The sequence below is a fragment of the Paenibacillus sp. FSL H8-0104 genome (assembly GCF_038050215.1).
Taxonomy (GTDB): Bacteria; Bacillota; Bacilli; order Paenibacillales; family Paenibacillaceae; genus Paenibacillus; species Paenibacillus amylolyticus.
Map to the genome: position 1 here is coordinate 2,658,144 of NZ_JBBOTC010000001.1, position 21,261 is coordinate 2,679,404.

19 protein-coding genes are annotated in these 21,261 nt (G+C 44.6%); 17 read left to right on the top strand and 2 right to left on the bottom strand.

Going from position 1 to position 21,261, the window contains the following annotated elements; translation table 11 throughout:
• Nucleotides 1-129 precede the first annotated feature (129 nt).
• Both hrpB and NST38_RS12060 read left to right on the top strand, forming a co-directional pair.
• A complete protein-coding gene (hrpB, locus tag NST38_RS12055) occupies nucleotides 130-2,649 on the top strand; it encodes an ATP-dependent helicase HrpB (protein WP_076249772.1) in 2,520 nt (839 codons plus the stop codon).
• 856 nt (nucleotides 2,650-3,505) lie between these two features.
• The gene (locus NST38_RS12060) at nucleotides 3,506-4,111 is read left to right on the top strand and encodes a general stress protein (RefSeq protein ID WP_017689064.1); all 606 of its coding nucleotides are present in this window, start codon (nucleotides 3,506-3,508) and stop codon (nucleotides 4,109-4,111) included.
• Between the two features lie 177 nt (nucleotides 4,112-4,288).
• On the opposite strand, the gene NST38_RS12065 is transcribed toward NST38_RS12060, so the two are convergent.
• On the bottom strand, nucleotides 4,289-4,681 hold the full coding sequence (locus NST38_RS12065) for a YidH family protein (RefSeq protein WP_017689063.1): 393 nt from the start codon (nucleotides 4,679-4,681) through the stop codon (nucleotides 4,289-4,291).
• A gap of 72 nt (nucleotides 4,682-4,753) precedes the next feature.
• Between NST38_RS12065 and NST38_RS12070 the strand changes: the two genes are divergently transcribed.
• The 7 genes from NST38_RS12070 to NST38_RS12100 all read left to right on the top strand — a co-directional run bounded on the left by NST38_RS12070 (nucleotide 4,754) and on the right by NST38_RS12100 (nucleotide 11,179).
• Nucleotides 4,754-5,902, top strand: a complete 1,149-nt coding sequence (locus NST38_RS12070) for an acyltransferase (RefSeq protein WP_036609190.1) — start codon at nucleotides 4,754-4,756, stop codon at nucleotides 5,900-5,902.
• Between the two features lie 514 nt (nucleotides 5,903-6,416).
• Nucleotides 6,417-6,791: a helix-turn-helix transcriptional regulator gene (locus NST38_RS12075; RefSeq protein ID WP_036609188.1), complete on the top strand. Its 375-nt coding sequence runs from the start codon at nucleotides 6,417-6,419 to the stop codon at nucleotides 6,789-6,791.
• A gap of 2 nt (nucleotides 6,792-6,793) precedes the next feature.
• The gene (locus NST38_RS12080; protein WP_076249771.1) at nucleotides 6,794-7,801 is read left to right on the top strand and encodes a Gfo/Idh/MocA family protein; all 1,008 of its coding nucleotides are present in this window, start codon (nucleotides 6,794-6,796) and stop codon (nucleotides 7,799-7,801) included.
• A gap of 269 nt (nucleotides 7,802-8,070) precedes the next feature.
• Nucleotides 8,071-8,511, top strand: coding sequence for a ribonuclease (locus NST38_RS12085; RefSeq protein ID WP_036609184.1), 441 nt, complete (start codon nucleotides 8,071-8,073; stop codon nucleotides 8,509-8,511).
• 14 nt (nucleotides 8,512-8,525) lie between these two features.
• The gene (locus NST38_RS12090) at nucleotides 8,526-8,801 is read left to right on the top strand and encodes a barstar family protein (RefSeq protein ID WP_076249770.1); all 276 of its coding nucleotides are present in this window, start codon (nucleotides 8,526-8,528) and stop codon (nucleotides 8,799-8,801) included.
• Between the two features lie 262 nt (nucleotides 8,802-9,063).
• Nucleotides 9,064-10,353, top strand: coding sequence for an MFS transporter (locus tag NST38_RS12095; protein ID WP_076249769.1), 1,290 nt, complete (start codon nucleotides 9,064-9,066; stop codon nucleotides 10,351-10,353).
• A gap of 133 nt (nucleotides 10,354-10,486) precedes the next feature.
• Nucleotides 10,487-11,179, top strand: coding sequence for an ArsR/SmtB family transcription factor (locus tag NST38_RS12100; RefSeq protein WP_076249768.1), 693 nt, complete (start codon nucleotides 10,487-10,489; stop codon nucleotides 11,177-11,179).
• A 189-nt stretch (nucleotides 11,180-11,368) separates the two neighbouring features.
• Here the strand turns inward: NST38_RS12100 and NST38_RS12105 are convergent, their stop codons facing one another.
• Nucleotides 11,369-11,935, bottom strand: a complete 567-nt coding sequence (locus tag NST38_RS12105) for a TraR/DksA C4-type zinc finger protein (protein ID WP_036609176.1) — start codon at nucleotides 11,933-11,935, stop codon at nucleotides 11,369-11,371.
• A 199-nt stretch (nucleotides 11,936-12,134) separates the two neighbouring features.
• Between NST38_RS12105 and NST38_RS12110 the strand changes: the two genes are divergently transcribed.
• The 8 genes from NST38_RS12110 to NST38_RS12145 all read left to right on the top strand — a co-directional run bounded on the left by NST38_RS12110 (nucleotide 12,135) and on the right by NST38_RS12145 (nucleotide 20,873).
• On the top strand, nucleotides 12,135-12,512 hold the full coding sequence (locus NST38_RS12110; protein ID WP_017689054.1) for a DivIVA domain-containing protein: 378 nt from the start codon (nucleotides 12,135-12,137) through the stop codon (nucleotides 12,510-12,512).
• A 42-nt stretch (nucleotides 12,513-12,554) separates the two neighbouring features.
• Entirely contained in the window at nucleotides 12,555-12,989 is a 435-nt protein-coding gene (locus NST38_RS12115; protein ID WP_017689053.1) for an Rrf2 family transcriptional regulator, read from the top strand.
• 159 nt (nucleotides 12,990-13,148) lie between these two features.
• Nucleotides 13,149-13,646 (top strand): metallophosphoesterase family protein, encoded by a 498-nt coding sequence (locus NST38_RS12120; protein ID WP_076249767.1) that lies wholly within the window; start codon nucleotides 13,149-13,151, stop codon nucleotides 13,644-13,646.
• Between the two features lie 348 nt (nucleotides 13,647-13,994).
• Nucleotides 13,995-14,909 carry a sugar phosphate isomerase/epimerase family protein gene (locus tag NST38_RS12125; protein WP_076249973.1) on the top strand — a complete coding sequence of 305 codons (915 nt, stop codon included), beginning with the start codon at nucleotides 13,995-13,997 and terminating at the stop codon, nucleotides 14,907-14,909.
• Nucleotides 14,906-16,078 carry a Gfo/Idh/MocA family protein gene (locus NST38_RS12130; protein WP_076249766.1) on the top strand — a complete coding sequence of 391 codons (1,173 nt, stop codon included), beginning with the start codon at nucleotides 14,906-14,908 and terminating at the stop codon, nucleotides 16,076-16,078. The genes NST38_RS12125 and NST38_RS12130 overlap by 4 nt, the downstream gene beginning before the upstream one ends.
• A 63-nt stretch (nucleotides 16,079-16,141) precedes the next feature.
• A complete protein-coding gene (locus tag NST38_RS12135) occupies nucleotides 16,142-17,239 on the top strand; it encodes a Gfo/Idh/MocA family protein (protein WP_036609170.1) in 1,098 nt (365 codons plus the stop codon).
• Between the two features lie 305 nt (nucleotides 17,240-17,544).
• Nucleotides 17,545-17,991: a DinB family protein gene (locus NST38_RS12140; RefSeq protein WP_051447118.1), complete on the top strand. Its 447-nt coding sequence runs from the start codon at nucleotides 17,545-17,547 to the stop codon at nucleotides 17,989-17,991.
• Nucleotides 17,992-18,521: 530 nt separating this feature from the next.
• Complete coding sequence (locus tag NST38_RS12145; RefSeq protein ID WP_047842550.1) at nucleotides 18,522-20,873, top strand: YecA family protein; 2,352 nt, start codon at nucleotides 18,522-18,524, stop codon at nucleotides 20,871-20,873.
• The last annotated feature ends 388 nt before the right edge of the window (nucleotides 20,874-21,261 follow it).

Consider the following 21,261-nt stretch of genomic DNA (forward strand, 5'->3'; position numbering starts at 1 on the left):
TTTTTGCTAAGGCGTGTCTTAGGGTATGTCTGCGATAGTCGTTCCTCTGGAACGGCTTTTTTTGTTATAATGCTAACATTCGAATAGAGATATTGAAGAGCAGTAGGTACATTCAATAGGAGCGATCATATGCATACAGAGTTACCGATACAAGAGGTTATTCCTGAGTTAAGACAGTTATTTTGGGATCAAGATACAGGTGTGTTAATTGCAGAGCCAGGAGCGGGAAAAACAACTGTTGTACCGCTGGCTTTGCTGGAAGAACCGTGGGTTGCGGGACGGAAAATCATAATGCTGGAACCCCGGAGGCTGGCCGCGCGTTCGGCTGCGTCGAGACTGGCGGCTACGCTTGGGGAAAAAGCGGGTCAGACTGTAGGATATCGTGTACGCATGGATACCCGGGTGAGTCAGGGGACACGCATTGAAGTGGTGACGGAAGGGGTATTGACCCGGATGTTGCAGCAGGACCAGGGTCTTGAAGATACGGCAATGATTATATTCGATGAATTTCATGAGCGGCATCTACATGGGGATTTGGGTCTGGCTCTGGCCTTGGAATCCCGAGCGATGTTACGTCCAGATTTGAAATTGCTGGTGATGTCGGCGACCCTTGATCCTGTTCCCATCTGTGCATTGCTTGGCGAAGGTACAAAATCAATTCACTGTCCGGGTCGCACGTTTCCGGTGGAAACACGATATGTGCCGAGACCAACAGCTATGCCGCTGGAACAATTCACGGCTCAGACGGTGACTAAGGCATTAGCCGAACAGGAGGGAGACGTGCTTGTTTTCCTTCCTGGCGCAAGAGAGATACACCGTACAGAACGGGAGTTATCGAACGGTTCTCTTCCTGGACATGTGAAAGTTCATTCCCTGTATGGCAGTATGCCGGTGGAACAACAGGATGAGGCCATACGCCCGGCGGCTGAGGGCTCGCGCAAAGTAGTGTTGTCCACCTCCATTGCGGAATCCAGCCTCACACTAACTGGAGTCAAGATTGTGGTGGATGCGGGGCTGAGCCGAGCATCGGCATTCTCGCCGCGCACGGGCATGAGCCGGCTTGTTACCCTGCCGGTGTCCAAGGCGTCAGCCGATCAACGGCGGGGTCGTGCAGGGCGAATTGCCCCAGGGGTGTGTTACCGGCTATGGAGCGAAGAGGTTCATGGGGGGCTGCCTGAGGCAGCTCGCCCGGAGATCACCTCCGCTGATCTCGCGCCGCTGGCGCTGGAGCTTGCCGTCTGGGGTGTCCAGTCCCCAGCAGAGCTGCAATGGCTGGACACTCCGCCTGACGCCGCCTACGGCCAGGCACAGGTGCTGCTGCGCCAGCTGGGCGGCCTGGACGACGCAGGCCGCATCACGCCCTTCGGGCGGCGGATGAACACGCTTGGCGTGCATCCGCGACTGGCCAGCATGCTGCTCCGCGCGGCGGAGCTTGGGCTGGCCAGCTACGCCAGCATGCTGGCGGCACTGCTGCAGGAGCCTGCCGGCCTCCGCAGTAGTGGCAGTGCAGGCGCGGGCACGGACCTCCGCCCGCGCGTAGAGGCGCTGCTGACCGCGGACAGCAGCGGCATGCCGCAAGCGGCAGCGGCTGTCGCAGACGGCGCGGCCGTGCGGCGCATGCTCCAGGAGAGCCGCCAGCTGCGCTCGGCTCTCGGCCCGGCGGCAGATCCGGTGCGGCCGGATGAGGACAGCTGCGGATTGCTTCTGTCCTTCGCCTATCCGGACCGGATCGGGCAACGCCGGGAGGACGGCCGCTATCTGCTGAGCAGCGGCCGCGGCGTACGGCTCGCAGCGACAGAATCGCTGAGCCGTGCAGCGTATCTGGTCGCAGCCGAGGCAGACGACCAGGGCGCAGATGCGCGGATCCTGCTGGCTGCGCCGTTGCAGGAGCAGACCTTGTTGCAGGCAGGACAGCACTTGCTGCACAATGAAGTGCAAGTGGCCTGGGATTCCAATACCCGCAGCGTGCGGGCACATAAGAGACTTCGGATTGGAGCCCTTGTGATTAAAGAGAGCAGTATTGCACAGCCGCCTGAAGATCAGGTGCTAGAAGCACTGTTAAACGGGATACGGATGGAAGGGCTGGATTGTCTGCCCTGGACAAAAACGTCCAAACAACTTGCGGACAGGCTGCGGTTCCTGCATCTCCATCTACCTGAGTGGCCTGACCTGATTGAAGATGATCTGACCGAAGAGCTGGCAGAACATCTTACCCCTTATCTGACAGGCATGCGATCGGCAGCCGACCTGAAGAGATTGTCGATGCAGGATGTATTACTGGGTGGATTGAGCTGGACGCAACGACAACAACTGGACGATGAAGCGCCGACGCATATACAGGTGCCCAGTGGCTCACGTATTCCTGTGGACTACAGTCGTCCAGAGGACCCGGCGCTGGCAGTAAGATTACAGGAGATGTTTGGACAACAGGAGACACCGCGTATAGCGGGTGGGCGAGTCCCGTTGACCATCCACTTGTTATCGCCAGCTCAGCGACCTGTACAGGTTACACGAGATTTGGCCAACTTCTGGCGAGAGACGTACTTTGACGTCAAAAAAGACCTGAAAGGTCGTTATCCGAAGCACTACTGGCCGGATAATCCACTTGAAGCGGTCGCCACAAATCGGGCCAAACCACGGGGGAAATAGATGAATTACTTCATTTTTTAAGATATTAACGACTAGGTTCCCAAAGGGCGCGCATCAGGCTTAGACTGTGCTGGAACAACGGTCGGTTTTGTAGCTGTTCGATAATTCTCTACCTTAAAGAATTACCCTTTAACCAGGACATGTCTCAAAACTCGCTGAAGTGCATCTTTTACTATCTTTCGCCCCATGTTACGTCACTTTGCCTTTTCGCTCCATGCTACGTTACTTTCCCTTGACGTCTGCTGAAAACTTCCGGCATGGAACGAGAATTTGGAATAATCTGCTTCTTTTGAGGTTGAAGACACATCCTAGAGCGTATCTTCAAACCTGCCGAAGCCGAAGCGCAACTGAACGTGCCTGGAGTGGAGCTGAACATGGAGCAGAACCATGGAGCGGAGCGCTAACGAACTTGTGACGTCTTATTCAGCGATTTGAAGCGCCCGCAGCAATCTAAGGAATCTGAAACACCTTATATCTGAATAACCAGCTGTATACAACGGGTTTGTCAGGTGATTTTGGTAAATAACGTGTCTCATGTTCCTTACAAACTTAAATGAAGACCCGAAGGCTAAATAAGACGTCCTTGGTTCCTTAGAAAATCGTCTGGGACAATCCGCCAGGATCAGCCAGTCTGGACTTCAAGATGTTTTGGACCCTAACATCCTTCAACGTAGAACATGCCTAACAACGTATCACATGTCTGAGTTTGAAGGCGCAACCTGATGAGGCATGAAAAAAATGAACCTCAGCAATTCATTGCTATTAACACATACGATATTGACTTGCAAGCGTTTGAAAGAAACGAAGGCGGGTAATAACATAACGAACCACTCAATCAGATGAGGAGGGATTCATTATGCAAAAGAAAATCGTAGGTGTGTTTAATACAGAACGTGAAGCATCGCAGGCTATCGAGGGTCTGAAAGCACAAGGATTCACTTCAGACGAAATCTCCGTTGTTACACAAGATCGGGACGAACTGAAGGCAATTCGGGAAGAGACAGGTACCAAAGCCCCTGAGGGCGTGGCTGCTGGTGCAGCAACAGGTGGTGTCCTTGGTGGCGTAGCTGGTCTGCTCGCAGGTATAGGTGCACTAGCCATACCGGGCATAGGACCGATTCTGGCCGCAGGCCCTATCGCAGCAGCATTTACCGGTGCAGCTGTGGGTGCAGGAGCTGGCGGATTGGTGGGTGGACTTGTGGGTCTTGGTATTCCGGAAGAGGACGCTAAACAGTATGAGGAGTATGTACAGAATGGTAAAATCCTGCTGCTCGTAGATTCTACGGATCGGGACTCCGATGTGTATGATGTGTTCAGTGGCAACAGCCAGCTTAACCGAGACAGAGCCGAAGCAGCTCATCGCGGAGATGTGCCAGCCGAACGTCCGGATCTGGATATGGAAGAACGCAGATTGGAAGCCCAAAACAAGGCAGCACGATTCGGTAACAATACATTCCTGTGATCTTGCCGCGAATTTAATCGATATGAAATAAAACCCAATGACTTATTATCTGCAAAATGGAATGACATATATGATCCACCAGATGGTCATTAGCCGGTTTCCTTAAGGGAAGCCGGCTTTTGTCCCTGTGTTGCATATGGGTGGGTGTCAATAATGTTGGATGGTGTTTTTACCCAGTCAAGCAGGGAATAACAATACATATAACAGTACAGCCAAAGCGAGTCCAATCACCAGTAACATCATGGTAAGAAACCGGATTAATCCGGTCGATGCCTGAAACGTCTGTTCATTGATTTGTGTACGCTTCCGATGATACGCTGCTGCCGAATACACAATGATGGATATGCCCCCAATCAGAGAAGTGATACCCGTAATAATCGCCGCAATATGTGCAAGCCGATCATACGCCGACGAATTGAAGCCAAATCCGGCAGCAAGAAAGCCGATGCCCGCCATGGCAATACCGGTGCGTACCCAGGCCAGAAAAGTTCGCTCGTTAGCCAGATGTTGCTGGACATACTTGGAATCGGTAGTGGTTACGTCTTTGTCTGTTAAAGAAATGTGAATCAACTCCGTTCATTAAATATACGGCTTCATTGTACTTTGTTTTTATCGCAAAACCAAGAAAGGATGGCTGAATGTATGCCTCGCAAAGAACGAATTACAGAAATAGAGAGCTTAAGGGGAATTGCCTTTGGAGCGGTGGTTCTCCAGCATTCCATCGCACATTACTCATTAGTCCCGGAAACGAGACTGGAGGATGGCGTGTTACTGGCCATACTGCTGATGCTCTCCAAATTTGCAGTTCCTTTATTCATATTCATAACAGGTATGGTGCTGTTTTATAACACGGGAGACAAGCTGAATTACGGCAAGTTTATGAGAAAAAGAGTAAACGACGTGATCGTGCCTTATCTGATCTGGTCACTCATTTATTTTACACTTGCACCGCGGGGCTGGACCGGATTTGGATGGAATGACATCCCGGACCTAGGCCTGAAGTTGCTTACGGGCAAAACGACTTCACACTTTTGGTACATCATTATGTTGATTCAGTTTTATCTGTTATTTCCGCTCTTTTTGCGAGCCATTCGTTATGTATATAACCGATATGAGGCCAAGGGGCGCTTGATCGCATTATTGATTTCTGGTGTGGTGTATCTTGTACTTGCGGATCAATTAAGAAACATCGCCAAGTTCATGGAACGGCTGAATATCCCGGTGCTGACAGATGCTTTTACAACGTATGCAGACCGTAATTTCCTCTATTTCTTTATTTATTTTGTACTTGGTGCAGCAGCGGGGTTATCCGTCCAGCACTGGAATGAATGGATTCATCGATTGCGCTGGATATACTGGACAGTGTTTATTGTTCTGGGTCTGCGGTTTACTTATTTATTAATGCTGGAGTTTCAAAAGCCGGAGGGAATCAAAATTACGTTCTACACAGTCAGCTTGATCCGCCCTGATATGGCACTCTTTCTGATCGCTTCCATTATGGTCATGTACCAGTTGGCAGGAAAACTTCATAACCTCATGGCTACACGATTGCTGGGATGGATTGGTGGTGTATCGTATGGCGGTTATCTGATGCATATGTTGATGCTGCGGTATAGCTACATTCCGGATGAGTTGTTTTACGTTGCTATGGGTTGGAACCCTGTCGTCCGAATGATCATCACCTGGTTGTTGGCTCTTACATTATCCTGTGTAGTGACATGGCTTATCTCGCGTGTAAGCTGGGGCAAATGGATTGTGGGAGCCGTACCGAAATCTGTCCGCAATAAATGAAAACATCAACATATGAAAAATTCACAATAGATCACCACAGCCGCACAGAAGTGTACGGGAGTACGAGAGTATACGAACACAAGATACAGAGCACAGGTATTACAGCTTTTATAGCTTTTGCACAGACTTTCTTGTCATTAAAATTCGATCTCACGACACCCTGAGCCCTGAAATAAACAACTTTTGAATCAATTTCATAACTCACTAAAAATGAGTTTCTGTAACTGGATATAGACAAATTGAACCGTTTCGATCTATATCCAGCCTTGATTGAAGCAGCTAAAAGTATTATGAAATTGATTCTTTTGAATAAAAATTAAAATTTCATTACCTGAAAAATTCACAACAGAAAACCTTTTTCCGTGCTTCCCCCAGGTTAACGCGTATTCACACGATTTCTTGCTCGCCCTCCTTGAAGATGGATAAAAGGGAGGCAAAGCGGAGAAAGATGGCAGAACCCGAACATAAGTTTTATAATACTAGATATATAGGTTCTGACAGGAGGGGAATGAACGTGGCTTTTATGATTGCACAGCGGGCATTTATCAAGCTGTATCTGATTACGATGGTTGAACAGCACAGGGGGTATGGTTACGAGATGCTGGAGGCGATGAAGCAGGAATTCAAAGACTACGGTTATGTACCACCCCAGAGCGAGGTATATCGGGCACTGCATGAATTGGTACAGCAAGGTGTTTTTTATCGCACGAAGAAGCTGAAGGGCAATGATCCAAAGGTCGATTTTCAGGAAATCGTTTTATATCATTTTACGGATGATGGTGCGGAAAAAGCTGAGTTATACAAGAAACAGGTCAAAACGGATCTGGATCGTTGTCTCGGCATGTTACACAAGGCAGAAGAGGACAATTACGGTACGAAAGGAAGATGAGCATGAACAGACAGTTACAGTGGGGTGTACTCGGTACGTCAACCATTGCCAAAAATGCAGTCATTCCGGCGATCCAGCAGTCTGAACGTGGTGAGGTGTTGGCAATTGCCAGCCGCAGCAAAGAAAAGGCAGAAACCCTTGCCGAAGAACTCGGCATTGCCAGATCGTATGGCAGTTATGAAGAGCTCATCGCTGATCCGGACATTGAAGCCGTCTATATTCCTTTGCCTAACCATATGCACAAAGAATGGACCATCAAAGCGGCACAGGCTGGCAAACACGTGTTGTGTGAGAAACCGGCTGCCTTGAATGCAGATGAATCGGCAGAAATGATCGAGGTATGTCATCAGCATGGTGTTCTTTTTGCAGAAGCGATTATGTATCGATATCATCCCAAGCACAGACGTGTGCAAGAGATTATAGCTAGTGGAGAGATTGGCATCGTCAGAGCCATCCATGGTAATTTTACCTGTAATACCGCTGATGACAAGGAGAATGTAAGGTTCAAAAGAGAGATGGGCGGCGGATCATTATTCGATCTTGGCGTGTATCCGATCTCGGCGGCCCGGATGTATCTGGGACAGGAACCGGAAGCGGTGACAGTTCACGCTCTATTCTCGGACGAGCATGATGGCGTGGATATGATGGCGTCGGGACTGGTAGAGTTTCCGAATTCGGTAGCTTTAACTTTTGACTGTGGCATGTGGGCTTCAGGTCGAGCGGAGATGGAGATTCTCGGGACGGAAGGGCGGATTGAACTGCCAAAAGTATTTGGCTGGGAGAACAGCGATATTCCACCTCAGATTATTGTGCACACCGATTCGGTCAGCCGTGAGGAACGTGTATCCGTGTCGAATTCCTATGTGCTTCAGGTGGAGACGTTTGCAACGGCTGTGCTTGAAGGAGAGGCCTTACCTTTCAGTCCGGAAAATACCATTCAAAACATGCGCGTTATTGATGCGTGCCTGGAATCGGCTCGAACTCGTCAACGTGTGCAATTGATCGGTTAGATTAGGTCAGGTCAGTTTAAACATACTAGAAAAGTAGACTCCATCTTCAGGGATGAGAGTCTTGTTTTCTGTCTTAAAATGTTACCATTATAATATTTTACAAATTCAACGTCTTTATTTGATATTTCTACCAAAATGATGTGATATAAATAGTCATGAGATGACTTGTTTACTATAATCTAGCAGAACATACAACTAGACCATTACAGCTTGCAGAACGCATATCGTGACAACGTTCATCTACTTTGAGGGATCGGGAGGCCGGATTGATGAAAAAATTGATATCCACCGCATTACTGGCATTGTTGTTAACGTTTGTTTTCCTCACAGGTTCACAGTTCACTCCAGTCGCACAGCAGAAGGCATCTGCTGCAACATGTACCATCATCAATACGTTTACAGGTGTAGCAAATTATTTGAGTGCAAATGGAACGTTGCCATGTAACTTTATTACCAAATCACAGGCAACAGGACTTGGCTGGGTAGCGTCAAAAGGAAACTTGGCTGTAGTTGCTCCTGGGAAAAGCATCGGTGGGGATACATTTGGCAATCGGGAGGGGCTTCTGCCTTCGGCCAGCGGACGTACATGGCGCGAAGCGGATATTAACTATACTTCCGGCTTCCGTAATTCGGATCGAATTGTGTACTCCAATGATGGACTCATCTACAAAACGACAGATCACTATGCATCATTTACACGTTTGAAGTAGAGGAAGGAGCAGCCATGAATACCGTGATTCTGGATGGAGAAGGCTTTACGAGTAGCGCTGAACTTCATCAACAATTAAAGGACAAGCTGAAGCTACCGGATTTTTATGGCGGTAATCTTGATGCATTGTGGGATTGTTTGACGGGTACGATTGAACTTCCACTTGAGCTAAAATGGACCAACTACCAAATCAGCGAAGAACGCCTTGGGAATGAAGCAAACCGGGTACGTGATTTGATGTTGGAGGTACAGGCTGAACAGGCTGGATTTCAATTGCTTGTTGAGAAGTAGGCAGCAAATAAAGACAGTTCAAATACAATACGTCCAGCCGAGCAGACCACATGTGGTCTGTTTTTTTTGTGTTATAGGAGGTTGTTCAAAAAGGTTGTCCCAAAAGTCCCTGTGTTGATTACGAATTCTCTGAAAGAATAGCGAGCTATAACTTTGCTTATTTATCGTTAAAATTATTTTCACGGAGGTATTGATTTCTGCATAACTTACGTTAAAATAAAATTAACATGAAAAATATTTTAACGTTGAGGAGTGAAAAGGGATGAGCGATAACACAGCAGTTGGCAAGCAAGGTATGGGTGAGTTAATACGAATCAGACCGTACATGCAATTTATGCTTAGTAAAGTTGTATCCAGATTTGGTGATTCGATTGACTCGATTGCCTACAGTTGGATGGTGTACATTCTAACCGGTTCGAAAGTGCTGATGGGTACGTTGCTGGCGGTGAATTTTTTGCCCAATATCCTTCTGGGTCTGTTCGCCGGGGCTTTGGTTGATCGCATGTCTCCGAAAAAAGTGATTGTGATTACGAATACCGGTCGCGGGTTGTTTGTGGGGATTACAGCTCTGCTGTTTGGATTGGGTCAACTTGAAGTCTGGCATCTGTTTGTCATTACAATTCTGAATTCTTTGCTGGAATGTTTCACTACTCCTGCGGAAGTGTCCAGTGTCCCCCGATTGCTTCCCCAATCGATGCTGCTTTCAGGTAATGCCATGTCCTCTTCCGCAACCAGAGTGGCCGAACTCGCAGGACTTGCAGCGGCTGGTGCCCTTATTGCTACAATAGGCATTGCCTGGACGATCCTGATTGATGCTGGATTGTTTGCGCTAAGTGCTTTAATTATGAGCCGAGTCGGCTATCCTGAAGTCTCAACATCTGCTAACAATGAAGATAAAACATTAACTGAAATGAATTCTCTTTCATCCAAAAAAAGTAGTATATTCTCCGAAATGGCGGAAGCTTTTCATTTTCTCCGTAAACATGCCTTATTGTTAATTGTCTCCATCCTGTTTGCTTTCGTTAATTTCTGCCTGATGCCGTTTAATGTTCTTCGTACACCCTATGTCATTGAAACGTTGCATGCTGGCGCTGGGGGATTAAGTCTGCTTAGTGGGCTGATGGTGGGAGGTATGTTGCTTAGCGGTGTATGGTTGACACAAAGGGGAGCGAATTATCGTAAAAGTGTGCTGGTCATCAGCGGTATTGTCATGTTGGGTCTCAGTTATGCGATGACGGCACTACCCGCTTACATGACTTCCTTCCAACTGCCGGTTGCAGCGGCCTTTTGTCTACTGATGGGTATGGGGATTCCGCTGGCTACAACACCGCTGGCCACCTATCTTATGGAAGTTACCCCTTCGGAGATGCTGGGTAGAGTGTATGCCCTTCAAAGTATGCTCGTCTTGAGTGTTGCACCCCTTGGGAGTCTGGCTTCGGGAGCACTTGCAGATTGGATGACCATGCCCGTTCTGTTTATCGTTTTTGGTATTATGCTTGCCATGTCAGCAGGTATGCTGTTGTTTAGCAAAAGTTTTCGAAGTGCCCTGTGAAGATATTCAGAAGTGATCATTAGCCAATTTTCTGTATCAAGTCATTTCTCGCTCGTTTTGACCGAAGTCCTGACGCAACGTTATAATAGAGATATCGATGGACAACAGGTACTCCGGAAATGAGGATACAGGGATGGCGCACAAGGTTCTTTCAACAATTGAAGAAATTAAAATCTACTCCGATCCGTATCGGATACAGATTATGAATATGTTTAACAAGCAGGGCAGACCATCCACTGTTAAAGAGATCGCCGACCAGATGGGTGAGGTGCCAGCCAAAGTTCACTATCATGTAAAAAAGCTGGAGAAAATTGGTCTGTTGACCATCGTTTCCACGCGTGAGATTAATGGGATTATCGCCAAATATTATGAACCATTCACCGGAGAGATCCATCTCCGTCACGAAGATGAAGACAAGGAAAACTCTCCATTGAAACAGGTGTTTCGGTCCGAGACGCTCAAATTATTAAATGAAATGTTCGAACAGAGTCGTCAGCGATTCATGCATCAGGCGGAAAACGAAGATCGGATGTTTCTCTCGGACATCACGCTGTATGCAACCCGTGAGGAAGTAGAGCAGCTGTATAAAAACATCATAAAACTCTGTGAACCCTATACTACAAAAGAGAATCGACAAGGGGAACATGAGGTCTTTCAGTTATTCTCTGCTCTCTCTAAACCTATAGTGAAAATACCTGCTTCTAAGACAGATGCAAAAGAGAAAAAGAAAGCTACGTCCAGTATGGGTAAAGCAACTCCGAAAACGTCTCGATCTGTGTCTAAGCGGCAGGAATCTGCATCATCTGGTAGTGAGTCGGAAGAATAAATGGATGGAATACATGGGTTTAGCGTTATCGCAGGAAGCAAGTAACGGCAAATGTGAGAGACTGCTATGGAGAAAACTAGAAAAAGCCGCCCAATGGCGGCTTTTTAATGCGTGATAAGGAAGGCTAATGGTGGAGCGGTCTATGGAATCAATCAATTTTGACGCTTAACGTTTCGGTTCATAACAAAGTTACATGTTCTCATCGTAGCCCTTCACATCACGTTTAGCTGCGGTTGCGGGGGAGTTGGATGTACCATATTCTTCGACCGCTTCCCAGGCATCTGCGTTGTCGAACTTGCCGGCCCGCTGCTGTCTTCCTTCTCCAGCACCACTCGGAGGCATGGTCATTACCTCTTCTTCAACGGGCCGATCGTTGCTGATCTCCCGGTTAGGCGTGTCGTCAATACAGTAAGCGGTATAAGGGATAGCCTCAAGTCGTTCGAAGGGAATATCTTCTCCGCACGTTACACAGGTTCCATATGTACCTTGCTCCATACGTTCCAATGCGTCGTTCACTTGATTGAATTCGTCTGTTAATGTATCGTCAATCGCCAGATCACGGCTACGTTCAAATGTTTCCGTACCGGCATCTGCCGGATGATTATCATAGGAGGACAGCTCACCGGTTGAATCTTTCAGCGACTCGACTGGAGCACCGTCTTCCATGCTGGATTCAAAATGACGCTGCAAGTTTTCACGTTGCTCCAAAAGGGCGTTTTTCAGTATTTGATGTTGATCTTTAGTTAATGTACTCATAAGGACATGCTCCTTTCCCGTTGTGGGGTGTAGTGTGTCTTTACCCGAATTGGAAGAAAAGCAATCATTTTGGTGAGGAATAGGGCTGTATCGTTTTATATCTGACGGATTATGTGTTATAAAAAATAGAGAGAGAAATTGCCGTGTGTTCTTCCCAAGAAATAGAACTACGGCTTGGCCTATAATGGAGGTTGTCAATATGGATGAACATATGAAACGAAGATTGGATAAACAAAGACAATTGTTCAAACAATTGGGTGTGCAGCTAGATGCGTTATCGATTCATGAAAAACAATTTAATTATAAACTTCGTGGTTATGATCCGGATGAGGTAGATGCTTATCTTGATCTGGTCATCAAAGATTACGAACGTTTCTATGCCAATATTGCAGATCTGATGGACAAATGGCAAGAACAGCAGTTAACGATCCGCGATCTCAAGTCGTCCGCGAAACCGGTGGAAGATCCAACCAAGATTGATCGCAAACAACTGGATGATATTGTGAAACAACTGGAATACAGTGTGCGACAGCTCAAGATCAGAGCACGTCCCGAAAAGGATCTGTTCTCTGAATAACGTCAGCATGTCCTGGATTATATTAAATAAAGGTGGTTAATCATGAGTACTCATTTTTCGGTCAGTGTGCATTGTTTGTTGTTATTGTCACTCAGCGCGCCTGAACGAATCACGTCTGCACATATTGCAGGTAGCGTGAATACCAACCCTGTCGTCGTTAGACGTATTCTGGGCGGGCTGAAAAAGGCAGGATTGGTGAACTCCTCTCCTGGAACAAGAGGTTTTTACTTAGCGAAGCCATCAAGTGAAATCACATTAGCCATGATCTATCAGGCTGCCAAGGACGAAGGTCCATTGTTCCCGATTCACGGCAATTGTAACCCGGATTGTGAAGTGGGCTTGCATATAGACAGCTTGCTGACCAATCTGTATCAGGTTGCCGAGGCGAAGGTGGAGCAGTTCTTTGCATCCATTACACTCGAAGATATGGAACGTTCCTGTACTCAGATGCAAGCTGTTCCATCACAGACAGAATAGATTGCAATAAAGACTTAAAGTGCATGTTCAAAAAGGGTGGTTTTCAGTACCGAGAAGATGGGATGAATTCCATATTCGATGCTGCGATGCCGTTAGGCATCCTTCGTAATCAAAAGCGGACTTTTTGAACGACCTCTTAAAGGAAAGGTGGGTTGTTATATGAAGATTTTAGTCATCTCTGACACGCATTTATCACGTAAATCACGGAAGTTACCGACTAGGCTCCTGGATGTATTGCCGAGTGCAGATCTCATTCTTCATGCCGGTGACTGGTCGGATTGGAGTGTATACCCATTGCTTAGTGAGTATGCACCAGTTGAAGGTGTAGCGGGTAATACGGACCCGTCCGAAATCGCTGAAAAACTGGGATATTCTCGTATTGTTGAAGTGGAAGGGCTTCGTCTGGGTCTTGTGCACGGTCATCTGGGATCAAAGGGTACGGAGCAGAATGCAATTCATACGTTTGCAGGCCAGCATGTGGATGCTGTGATCTACGGACACTCACATATCCCGGTGATGCATACCGTGGACAACACACTGGTATTTAATCCGGGGTCGCCTACGGATCGGCGTTTTCAGAAACAATACTCATTTGGCATCATGACAATAGAACAGGGGAAAATACAGGCTGAACATGTGTTCTTTGATCGGGATTAGAGAGATAAGCGCTGGTTGCAAGTTGGACGAGTACAAGAGCCAGAACCAGAACCAGCTACTGAAGTGGCGACTTGATAACTGATAGGGAACCTTTTCCTTAAATTTCATATTATATATATGATTATTGTACAAGGCATCTTTGAGCAGAATTCAAATCTGTTCCAGGGATGTCTTTTTTGATTTTTGATCACATCATTCTCTTGAGAAGTTATCTCTGAATGGGGAATGTGCTCTGATCGTTATCTGTCATTCATCTGTTGGCCTTTTCCCCTATGGTGACGTTCAGTGGAGTGATACAATGCCTTTACGACATGAAATGAATACGTTTACATAAGGAGATGGATCATGATGAAACTGTCTGTATTCACGGTGGCTACCCCTGATCTGAATGCAGAAGAACTGGCATCGGCTGCGGCAGCAGCGGGAATTGATGGAATTGAGTGGAGATTCCGTGGAATTCCTGAAGATGCTATGTCTGAAGAGCCTTCTTACTGGAGAAATAATCGATGCTCGGTAGATCCGAGCCGCTGGGAGGAACAGGTTACTGTTTTTCGTGAAGCAGCGTTAGGGCAAGGTAGAAAATCCATCGCACTTGTACCTTATCTGAACTGTGGAGATCTTTCTGCCACCGAACAGGCGTTTCAGGTTGCGGCTGGGTTAGGAGCTTCAATGATGCGTGTAGGTGTTCCTGGATATGATCGCAAGACCAGTTATCCTGAGTTATATCGTAAAGCCGTTGATTACCTGAGTGAAGTACAGGATTTGGCCAAACAGTACAACATCAAGGCGATTGTAGAGACGCATCATCAGACGATAGCACCGACGGCATCGCTGGCCTATCGGCTTGTGCAATTGCTCGACCCGCAGCATGTTGGTGTATTGTACGATCCAGGCAATATGGTGCATGAAGGATATGAGAATCATCGGATGGGACTTGAGTTGCTGGGGCCTTATCTGGCTCATGTGCATGTAAAAAATGCCGGGTGGTTTGAACCAGAAGGGAAAGATTCACAAAAGGCTAATGTGACTGAGAAGAGTAGCGGAGTGGCTTTGAATACAGCCTGGAAATGTCACTGGACGCCGCTGACTGAAGGCATGGTCGATTGGGTACAGATGGTGCGGGATCTTCGTGCCGTTGGGTATGACGGATACTACGGAATTGAGGACTTTAGTGGTGCCTTGGAATCCAAGGCGATGTTACAGCATTTTGCAGACGTTTTCGCCGAAATTGAGCGTCGTGTGGACGAGGAGGAGCAGTCATGAGTATCGTACGAGTAGCGGTGATTGGTATAGGAAACATGGGAGCAGCACATGCCAGAACGTTGGTGGCTGGAGAAGTACCCGGTGCAGAGCTGGTCGCCGTATGTGATGTAAGAAGAGAGATGGAGAGCTGGGTATCCAGTCACCTTCCGGCAACGGTCACCTATTGGCAGGATGCAGAGCAGATGATGGCTTCGGGTACGATTGATGCAGTCATTATTGCAACGCCGCATTATGATCATCCGGAACAGGCCATTCAGGCTTTCAAGCATGGCTTGCATGTCATGATCGAGAAGCCGGCCGGTGTGTATACAAAACAGGTACGCAAGATGAATGAAGCGGCCGCAGCCAGTGGCAAAGTCTTTTCCATGATGTACAACCAGCGAACCAATCCACTCTACATTAAGCTGAGAGACTTGATTGCTTCGGGCGAACTGGGTGAAGTACGGCGTACCAACTGGATTATTACGAACTGGTATCGATCCCAAAGTTACTATGATTCCGGCGGCTGGCGGGCAACATGGGCAGGTGAAGGGGGCGGTGTACTGATTAACCAGGACCCCCATCAACTGGATCTGTGGCAGTGGACCATCGGCATGATGCCGGTACGAATGCGTGCGTTCTGTTCGTTTGGCAAGTATCGGAACATTGAAGTGGAAGATGATGTAACAGCTTATGTGGAGTATGAAAATGGAGCAACGGGTGTCTTCGTAACGACTACTGGAGAAGCACCGGGTACCAATCGATTCGAGGTCAACGGAGACCGGGGTAAAATCGTGATCGAAGATGGAAAACTTACGTTCTGGCGACTTCGGGAATCTGAGCCTGAATTCAATCAGCGGTTTACCGGAGGTTTTGGACAGCCAGAATGCTGGAAATGCGAGATTCCGATTACAGGTGTGGAAACGGGTCACCCGGGTCTGATTCGTAACTGGGTTGATGCGATTCGTACAGGCGTACCACTTATTGCTCCCGGTGAGGATGGTATACACGGATTGACGTTATCGAACGCTATGTTGCTGTCCACCTGGACGGATAACTGGGTGGATCTGCCGATCGATGAGGATCTGTTCTATGAGCATCTGCAGGAACGCATTGCTGGCTCAACGACGAAGAAAGACAAGGCATTCAGTGGCAGTCAACCTGCTGATTTGAGTCAGACGTTTAAATGAAGACGATTTGTTATGTAAGACGAGTTCATTGTAATCAACATTTTATAAAAAGGATGGGATGACATGGCTAAAGACGGGATGTTTTATGCACCAAAAAGTGTTACAAAAGAGGTCGTATGTGGTCCGGGTGAGTTCACGATTGCTGCTGTTGCGCTGGATCACGGACACATCTACGGCATGGTTGGGGCATTGTTGGAGGCTGGAGCTACTCTCAAGTGGGTGTATGATCCGGACCCGGCGAAGGTAGAGGCATTTCGGAAGCAGTTCCCACAGGCTCAAGTTGCTGGATCTGAAGCCGAAGTGCTCGCCGATGATGAGGTGTTATTGGTGGCAAGTGCAGCGATCACTTCAGATCGTGCGCCGCTTGGCATGAGAGTTCTGGCCGCAGGCAAGGATTATTTTACAGACAAAGCGCCATTTACCACACTGGAGCAATTAAAGCTTGCACGAGAAGAAGTGAAGCGAACAGGCAAAAAGTATATGGTGTATTACAGTGAACGACTGCATGTAGAAAGTGCGATCTATGCGGGGCAGCTTATCGAACAAGGGGCAATCGGCAAAGTAGTGCAAGTTATGGGCACAGGCCCGCATCGCTTAAATGCTGGAGGAAGACCCGACTGGTTCTTCAAGCATGAGCAGTATGGCGGCATTCTCTGTGATATCGGGAGTCACCAGATCGAACAATTTCTGACGTTTGCATCATGTACGGACGCTGAGGTAGGGTTCAGTCGTGTGCATAACTTCAATCACCCACAGTTCCCGGAACTGGAAGACTTCGGCGAAGCTTCTCTGATTGGTGATAACGGAGCTTCCGGTTACTTCCGAGTGGACTGGTTCACACCGGATGGTCTGGGCACATGGGGCGATGGGCGTACAGTTATTCTGGGAACGGACGGTTATATCGAGCTGCGGAAGTATATCGACATCGCAAGGGAACCTCAGGGGGATCAGGTGTACCTGGTCAATCATGAAGGGGAGTACCGCTACAATGTAAAAGGCAAGGTAGGTTACCCGTTCTTCGGCCAACTCATTCGCGATTGTCTGGATCGCACCGAGACAGCCATGACACAGGAACATGCATTCAAAGCCGCAGAACTCTGTCTGATTGCACAACATAAAGCGATGAGCGAGCGCGTGGTGTGGAGTAGCGGAGCGAAGTAAATATTTTAGGTGAAGGAGAGCAAAGGTTGATCACTAAAGGTTATCCGTAAATCTTCTTTTGTTGAGTGAAGAAAGAGCAGCCCAAATGTTAAACTGCATCCAACAGGTTAGTTATGTCTAACGAATGGAGTAGTTCACACTGGGGCTGCTTTTTTGAGTATGTTCGTGACTTCGCAGATGGATTAATATGGGTTATATTATATATGTAGTTCGGATATTGTTTGAAAAGAGAGGTGTTTACGAAGTTCGTAGATATAATGTTATAGGAAATCCATGCGAAGTTAATTCAGGAGGGACTAAAGAAGATGAACAAGAAACTATTAGAGCAGTTTGAACATTTCAATAAATTTGTAAAATCAATTGATGATGTGACTTGGCAAAAGTCGATTGCTCCTGGAAAGTGGACGGTGAAGGAAGTCGTGACCCATCTATGGAATTGGGATACATATACTTTAAATACAATGCTCCCACACATAAAAGACCAAGTGAAACTCCCAGGATTCGTCGATCATGATACCCATAACTTAAAAGCAATAGAGAAGGCTAAAGAATTTACAGACAGAGAAAGTATGATTAAAACCTTTATTGAAACTCGAACCCATTTAGTCAACCAATTCCGTGAGGTAGATCATTCAGAAATTCACTTTTTTATAGGCAATGATAAACGACCTTATACCTATGAAAGATATCTAAAAATATTCGTACACCATGATGAACATCATAAGAAACAAATCGAAAACCTATTAGCGTGATTCAGAGAAGACATGGACATCCTATAACATCATATTCACGCTGCGGACATTCGTCCTGGGTCCGGCATACGCCGGACACTCGACATGCGTCGAGTCGTGAATACAGGAACGTTATATGCAACCTGAAAGGCAGCCATATCTGAGAAGGTCAAATTTCAAAGGATCCAATTCTTGATCCGAAACTTTTTTTAGAGGCAACCAAAAGGATTTAAAGCATCAAAGCATATCCAAAGAAAGGCAGAAAAATTGCGGGAAAGATTCGGAACAATAAACGGGACAACGAATTGCTTTAGAATACGAAGAGAGTTGAGAAGGATTACAAAAGCTAAAAAAGTATTACTTAAAGATAGCAAGAAAGCATAAAATTAAATAAGAAAATGTTTGGTTAAGACCATTAGAAATTAGAATATACCAAAAATGACATACGGTTTTTATCTAGTCTTTGCTAAATAACTGGAGTATATTGGGTTATGAAGATAAAAGGGTCACATGAAACTTAAAATAATACATAAGAAATGGTTGGTGTTTTAATGAACATTGAAGAATTGGATGAGTTAAAAAAGAAAACAGTCGTAGATTTACAAAATCAAGAGATGAAAATCAATGAATTTATTAATAGATTTGATACAATAGAAATGCTATCTAGGTTAAGTTATTTTTCTTATATTACAATAGATAGTGAGAAGGGATATAAATATATTCAACCTGCTAATTTAGAACACTTAGCGGGTATTATACTAAATAGAACATTTGTAGTTAAAGAAGAAATACCAAATCCGTTAGAAATAGACGACTTAATAAAAACTATTGATCACTTCATGTCATATTGGAAGATCTCTAATTACTTACGAAAAATAGATTTTGACTTAAGTGAAAAAGAATTGAGTAAAGCAATAGTAGCAGCGAATATGACGAGCAACTATGGAATTGTTAGAGGATATTCATGGTTTACTCCTATGCAACAGCAAATAATAGATCTATTGAATAACTATGACGAGTATTTAGAAAATACTATTGGTTTTACAATAGGAGATTGTTTTGAGTTTTTTGAACATCTAACACAGCTATATTCAGAAAAACTTGAGAAATTAGCAGAAAAATCTATTACAAGAGCAAATGAAATGATACCTTTTATTCTTGAAGATTATAAAAAAGGGGAAATAAGGGATAAAAATATTAAGAAGATAGTGAAAAATTATTCCAAAAATCATAAAAAAGCGATTCATGAACTTGTTCCTTATATATTATTTTCTGAGAGTCTAAAAGATGAACTTTTGTTCTCGAGTTTTGATATAAAAGTTGATGATGAGAAACTAAAGAAATTAAATAAATTCCTTGAGTTTTTCTCTACTAATATCGCTGAAGAAGTTCAAGAATATCGTTTCCCAAGCGATGATAATATTTTTAGAGCTAAACCTATTCTCAAATATGAAGACTCTTATCTTCTGATGTTTCCTAATAGTTTAAGGTGGACTTTACAGGAACAAATGGAAAAAGTTATTCAAGAAAATGAAGAAATGTGGAATGAATATGGACAGATCAAAGGTGATTATTTAGAAAAAGAGACTATTAATGTTATGAGAAAAATTTTACCTGAAGCAGATATACATTCTGAGTTATACTACAAACATAATGGTGAAAGATACGAGCTTGATGGTCTAGTGTTGTATGACAGTAATCTATTTATAATAGAATCAAAAAGTAGAGGTTTTCACTCCCCGGCAAAAAAGGGTGGGCTTGGTCGTTTGAAAAAAAACATTCAAGAGAATATTGAATATGCATTGATACAAGCCAAAAGAGCAAAAGACTTTATTGAAAGCAAGGAAGAAGTCTGTTTCTATAATCGTAGTGGTAAGAAAGTTCTTAAACTTCAATCAGAAACTTATAAAAATAAGTTTATAATGAATACTACCTTGGATTATTTTGCGGATATAACTACTTCTTTAACAAGTTTGAAAGAGGTGGGATTATATAAAGCAGAGGAATACCCATGGTCTATATCTTTGGCTGATTTTAAAGTTATTTCTGATTTTATTGAGTTTCCCACCCAGTTCATACATTATGCTTTTTTACGTACTAGAATGAATGATAATATCGCCTTGAAATCTACGTATGAACTTGATATTTTTGGGTTGTATCTTTTTCAAGACCAGGAGGAGCGACAAGATTACCATGTTGAGGAAATTGATATTGGTAAAGTGATGAAGAATATTATTTTAGGTACTCAAGAAAATGTTTATTCTGAAGTTCTTGATTATTCTCCAATATATAACAGACATTACTATGATAAAAATGTAGGACTATCTTCAGAACCATATAGAAGAAAGTTTAACAATAAATTCAAAATAATTTTGATGGAATTAAATCAACTAAATCAATATGGTCATACTACTATTGGACTAAAATTGATAGATCTTTATATGAATGAACAGGATACCATCATTGAAATGTATGATAGAGTAGTCAAAATGACACAAAACGATGGTAATTTGCATGACATTTCAAAGCCTGTTAATTATGATAAGTTAACTGGTTCTATTTATGGAGTAACTATAATGTCAGGCTATACCAGAGATAGAGTTATTATTTTAGAAAAACTAAAAGCACATTGTGTATTTAAAATGCATCAATCACAAGCCAAGGAATGGATAGGATTATGTACGTTTCTTGATGATAGAAGAAAAATAGTGAACAATTTTGTTTACGTTGATGAAGATATGCTTTCTAGTAGTAAAAAAAATCCGGATTTTATTTCTTTATTAAACATGATTGATCAGGAGACTAAAAAAGTAGGAAGAACTTTATATAAAGCAGGTAGAAATGATCCATGCCCTTGTGGGAGTGGAGTGAAATACAAAAAATGTCATGGATCTGGTATCTAAGTGTTTTAATTATATATTTGTAATGATTTATAAAAATAAGATTGCTTATTTTGGATATATAAAGATTAATAGTGATACATGAATTAAAAGGTAAAAAATTAATATATAGTAATGATAGAAATATAAGAAAGCGCCGAATCATCTATCGGCGTTTTTTGTTTAGGGTTTAAAAATCAAAGAAAATTTAAAGCTAAAAAGACGATTAAATCAGGAGATCGGGGGTTGAAATAGGAAGCATGAAGTGGCTTCAGATCAAATGAGTAGAAAGAGAGATTGGAAAAAGAGTTTTAAGAGAAAATAGATCTAAAAAAACGGATTAAGAGTTAAAAATCATTTTAAAAAGATAGAAAGAAAGCATAAAATTGAAGAAGGAAATAATGAAATAAGA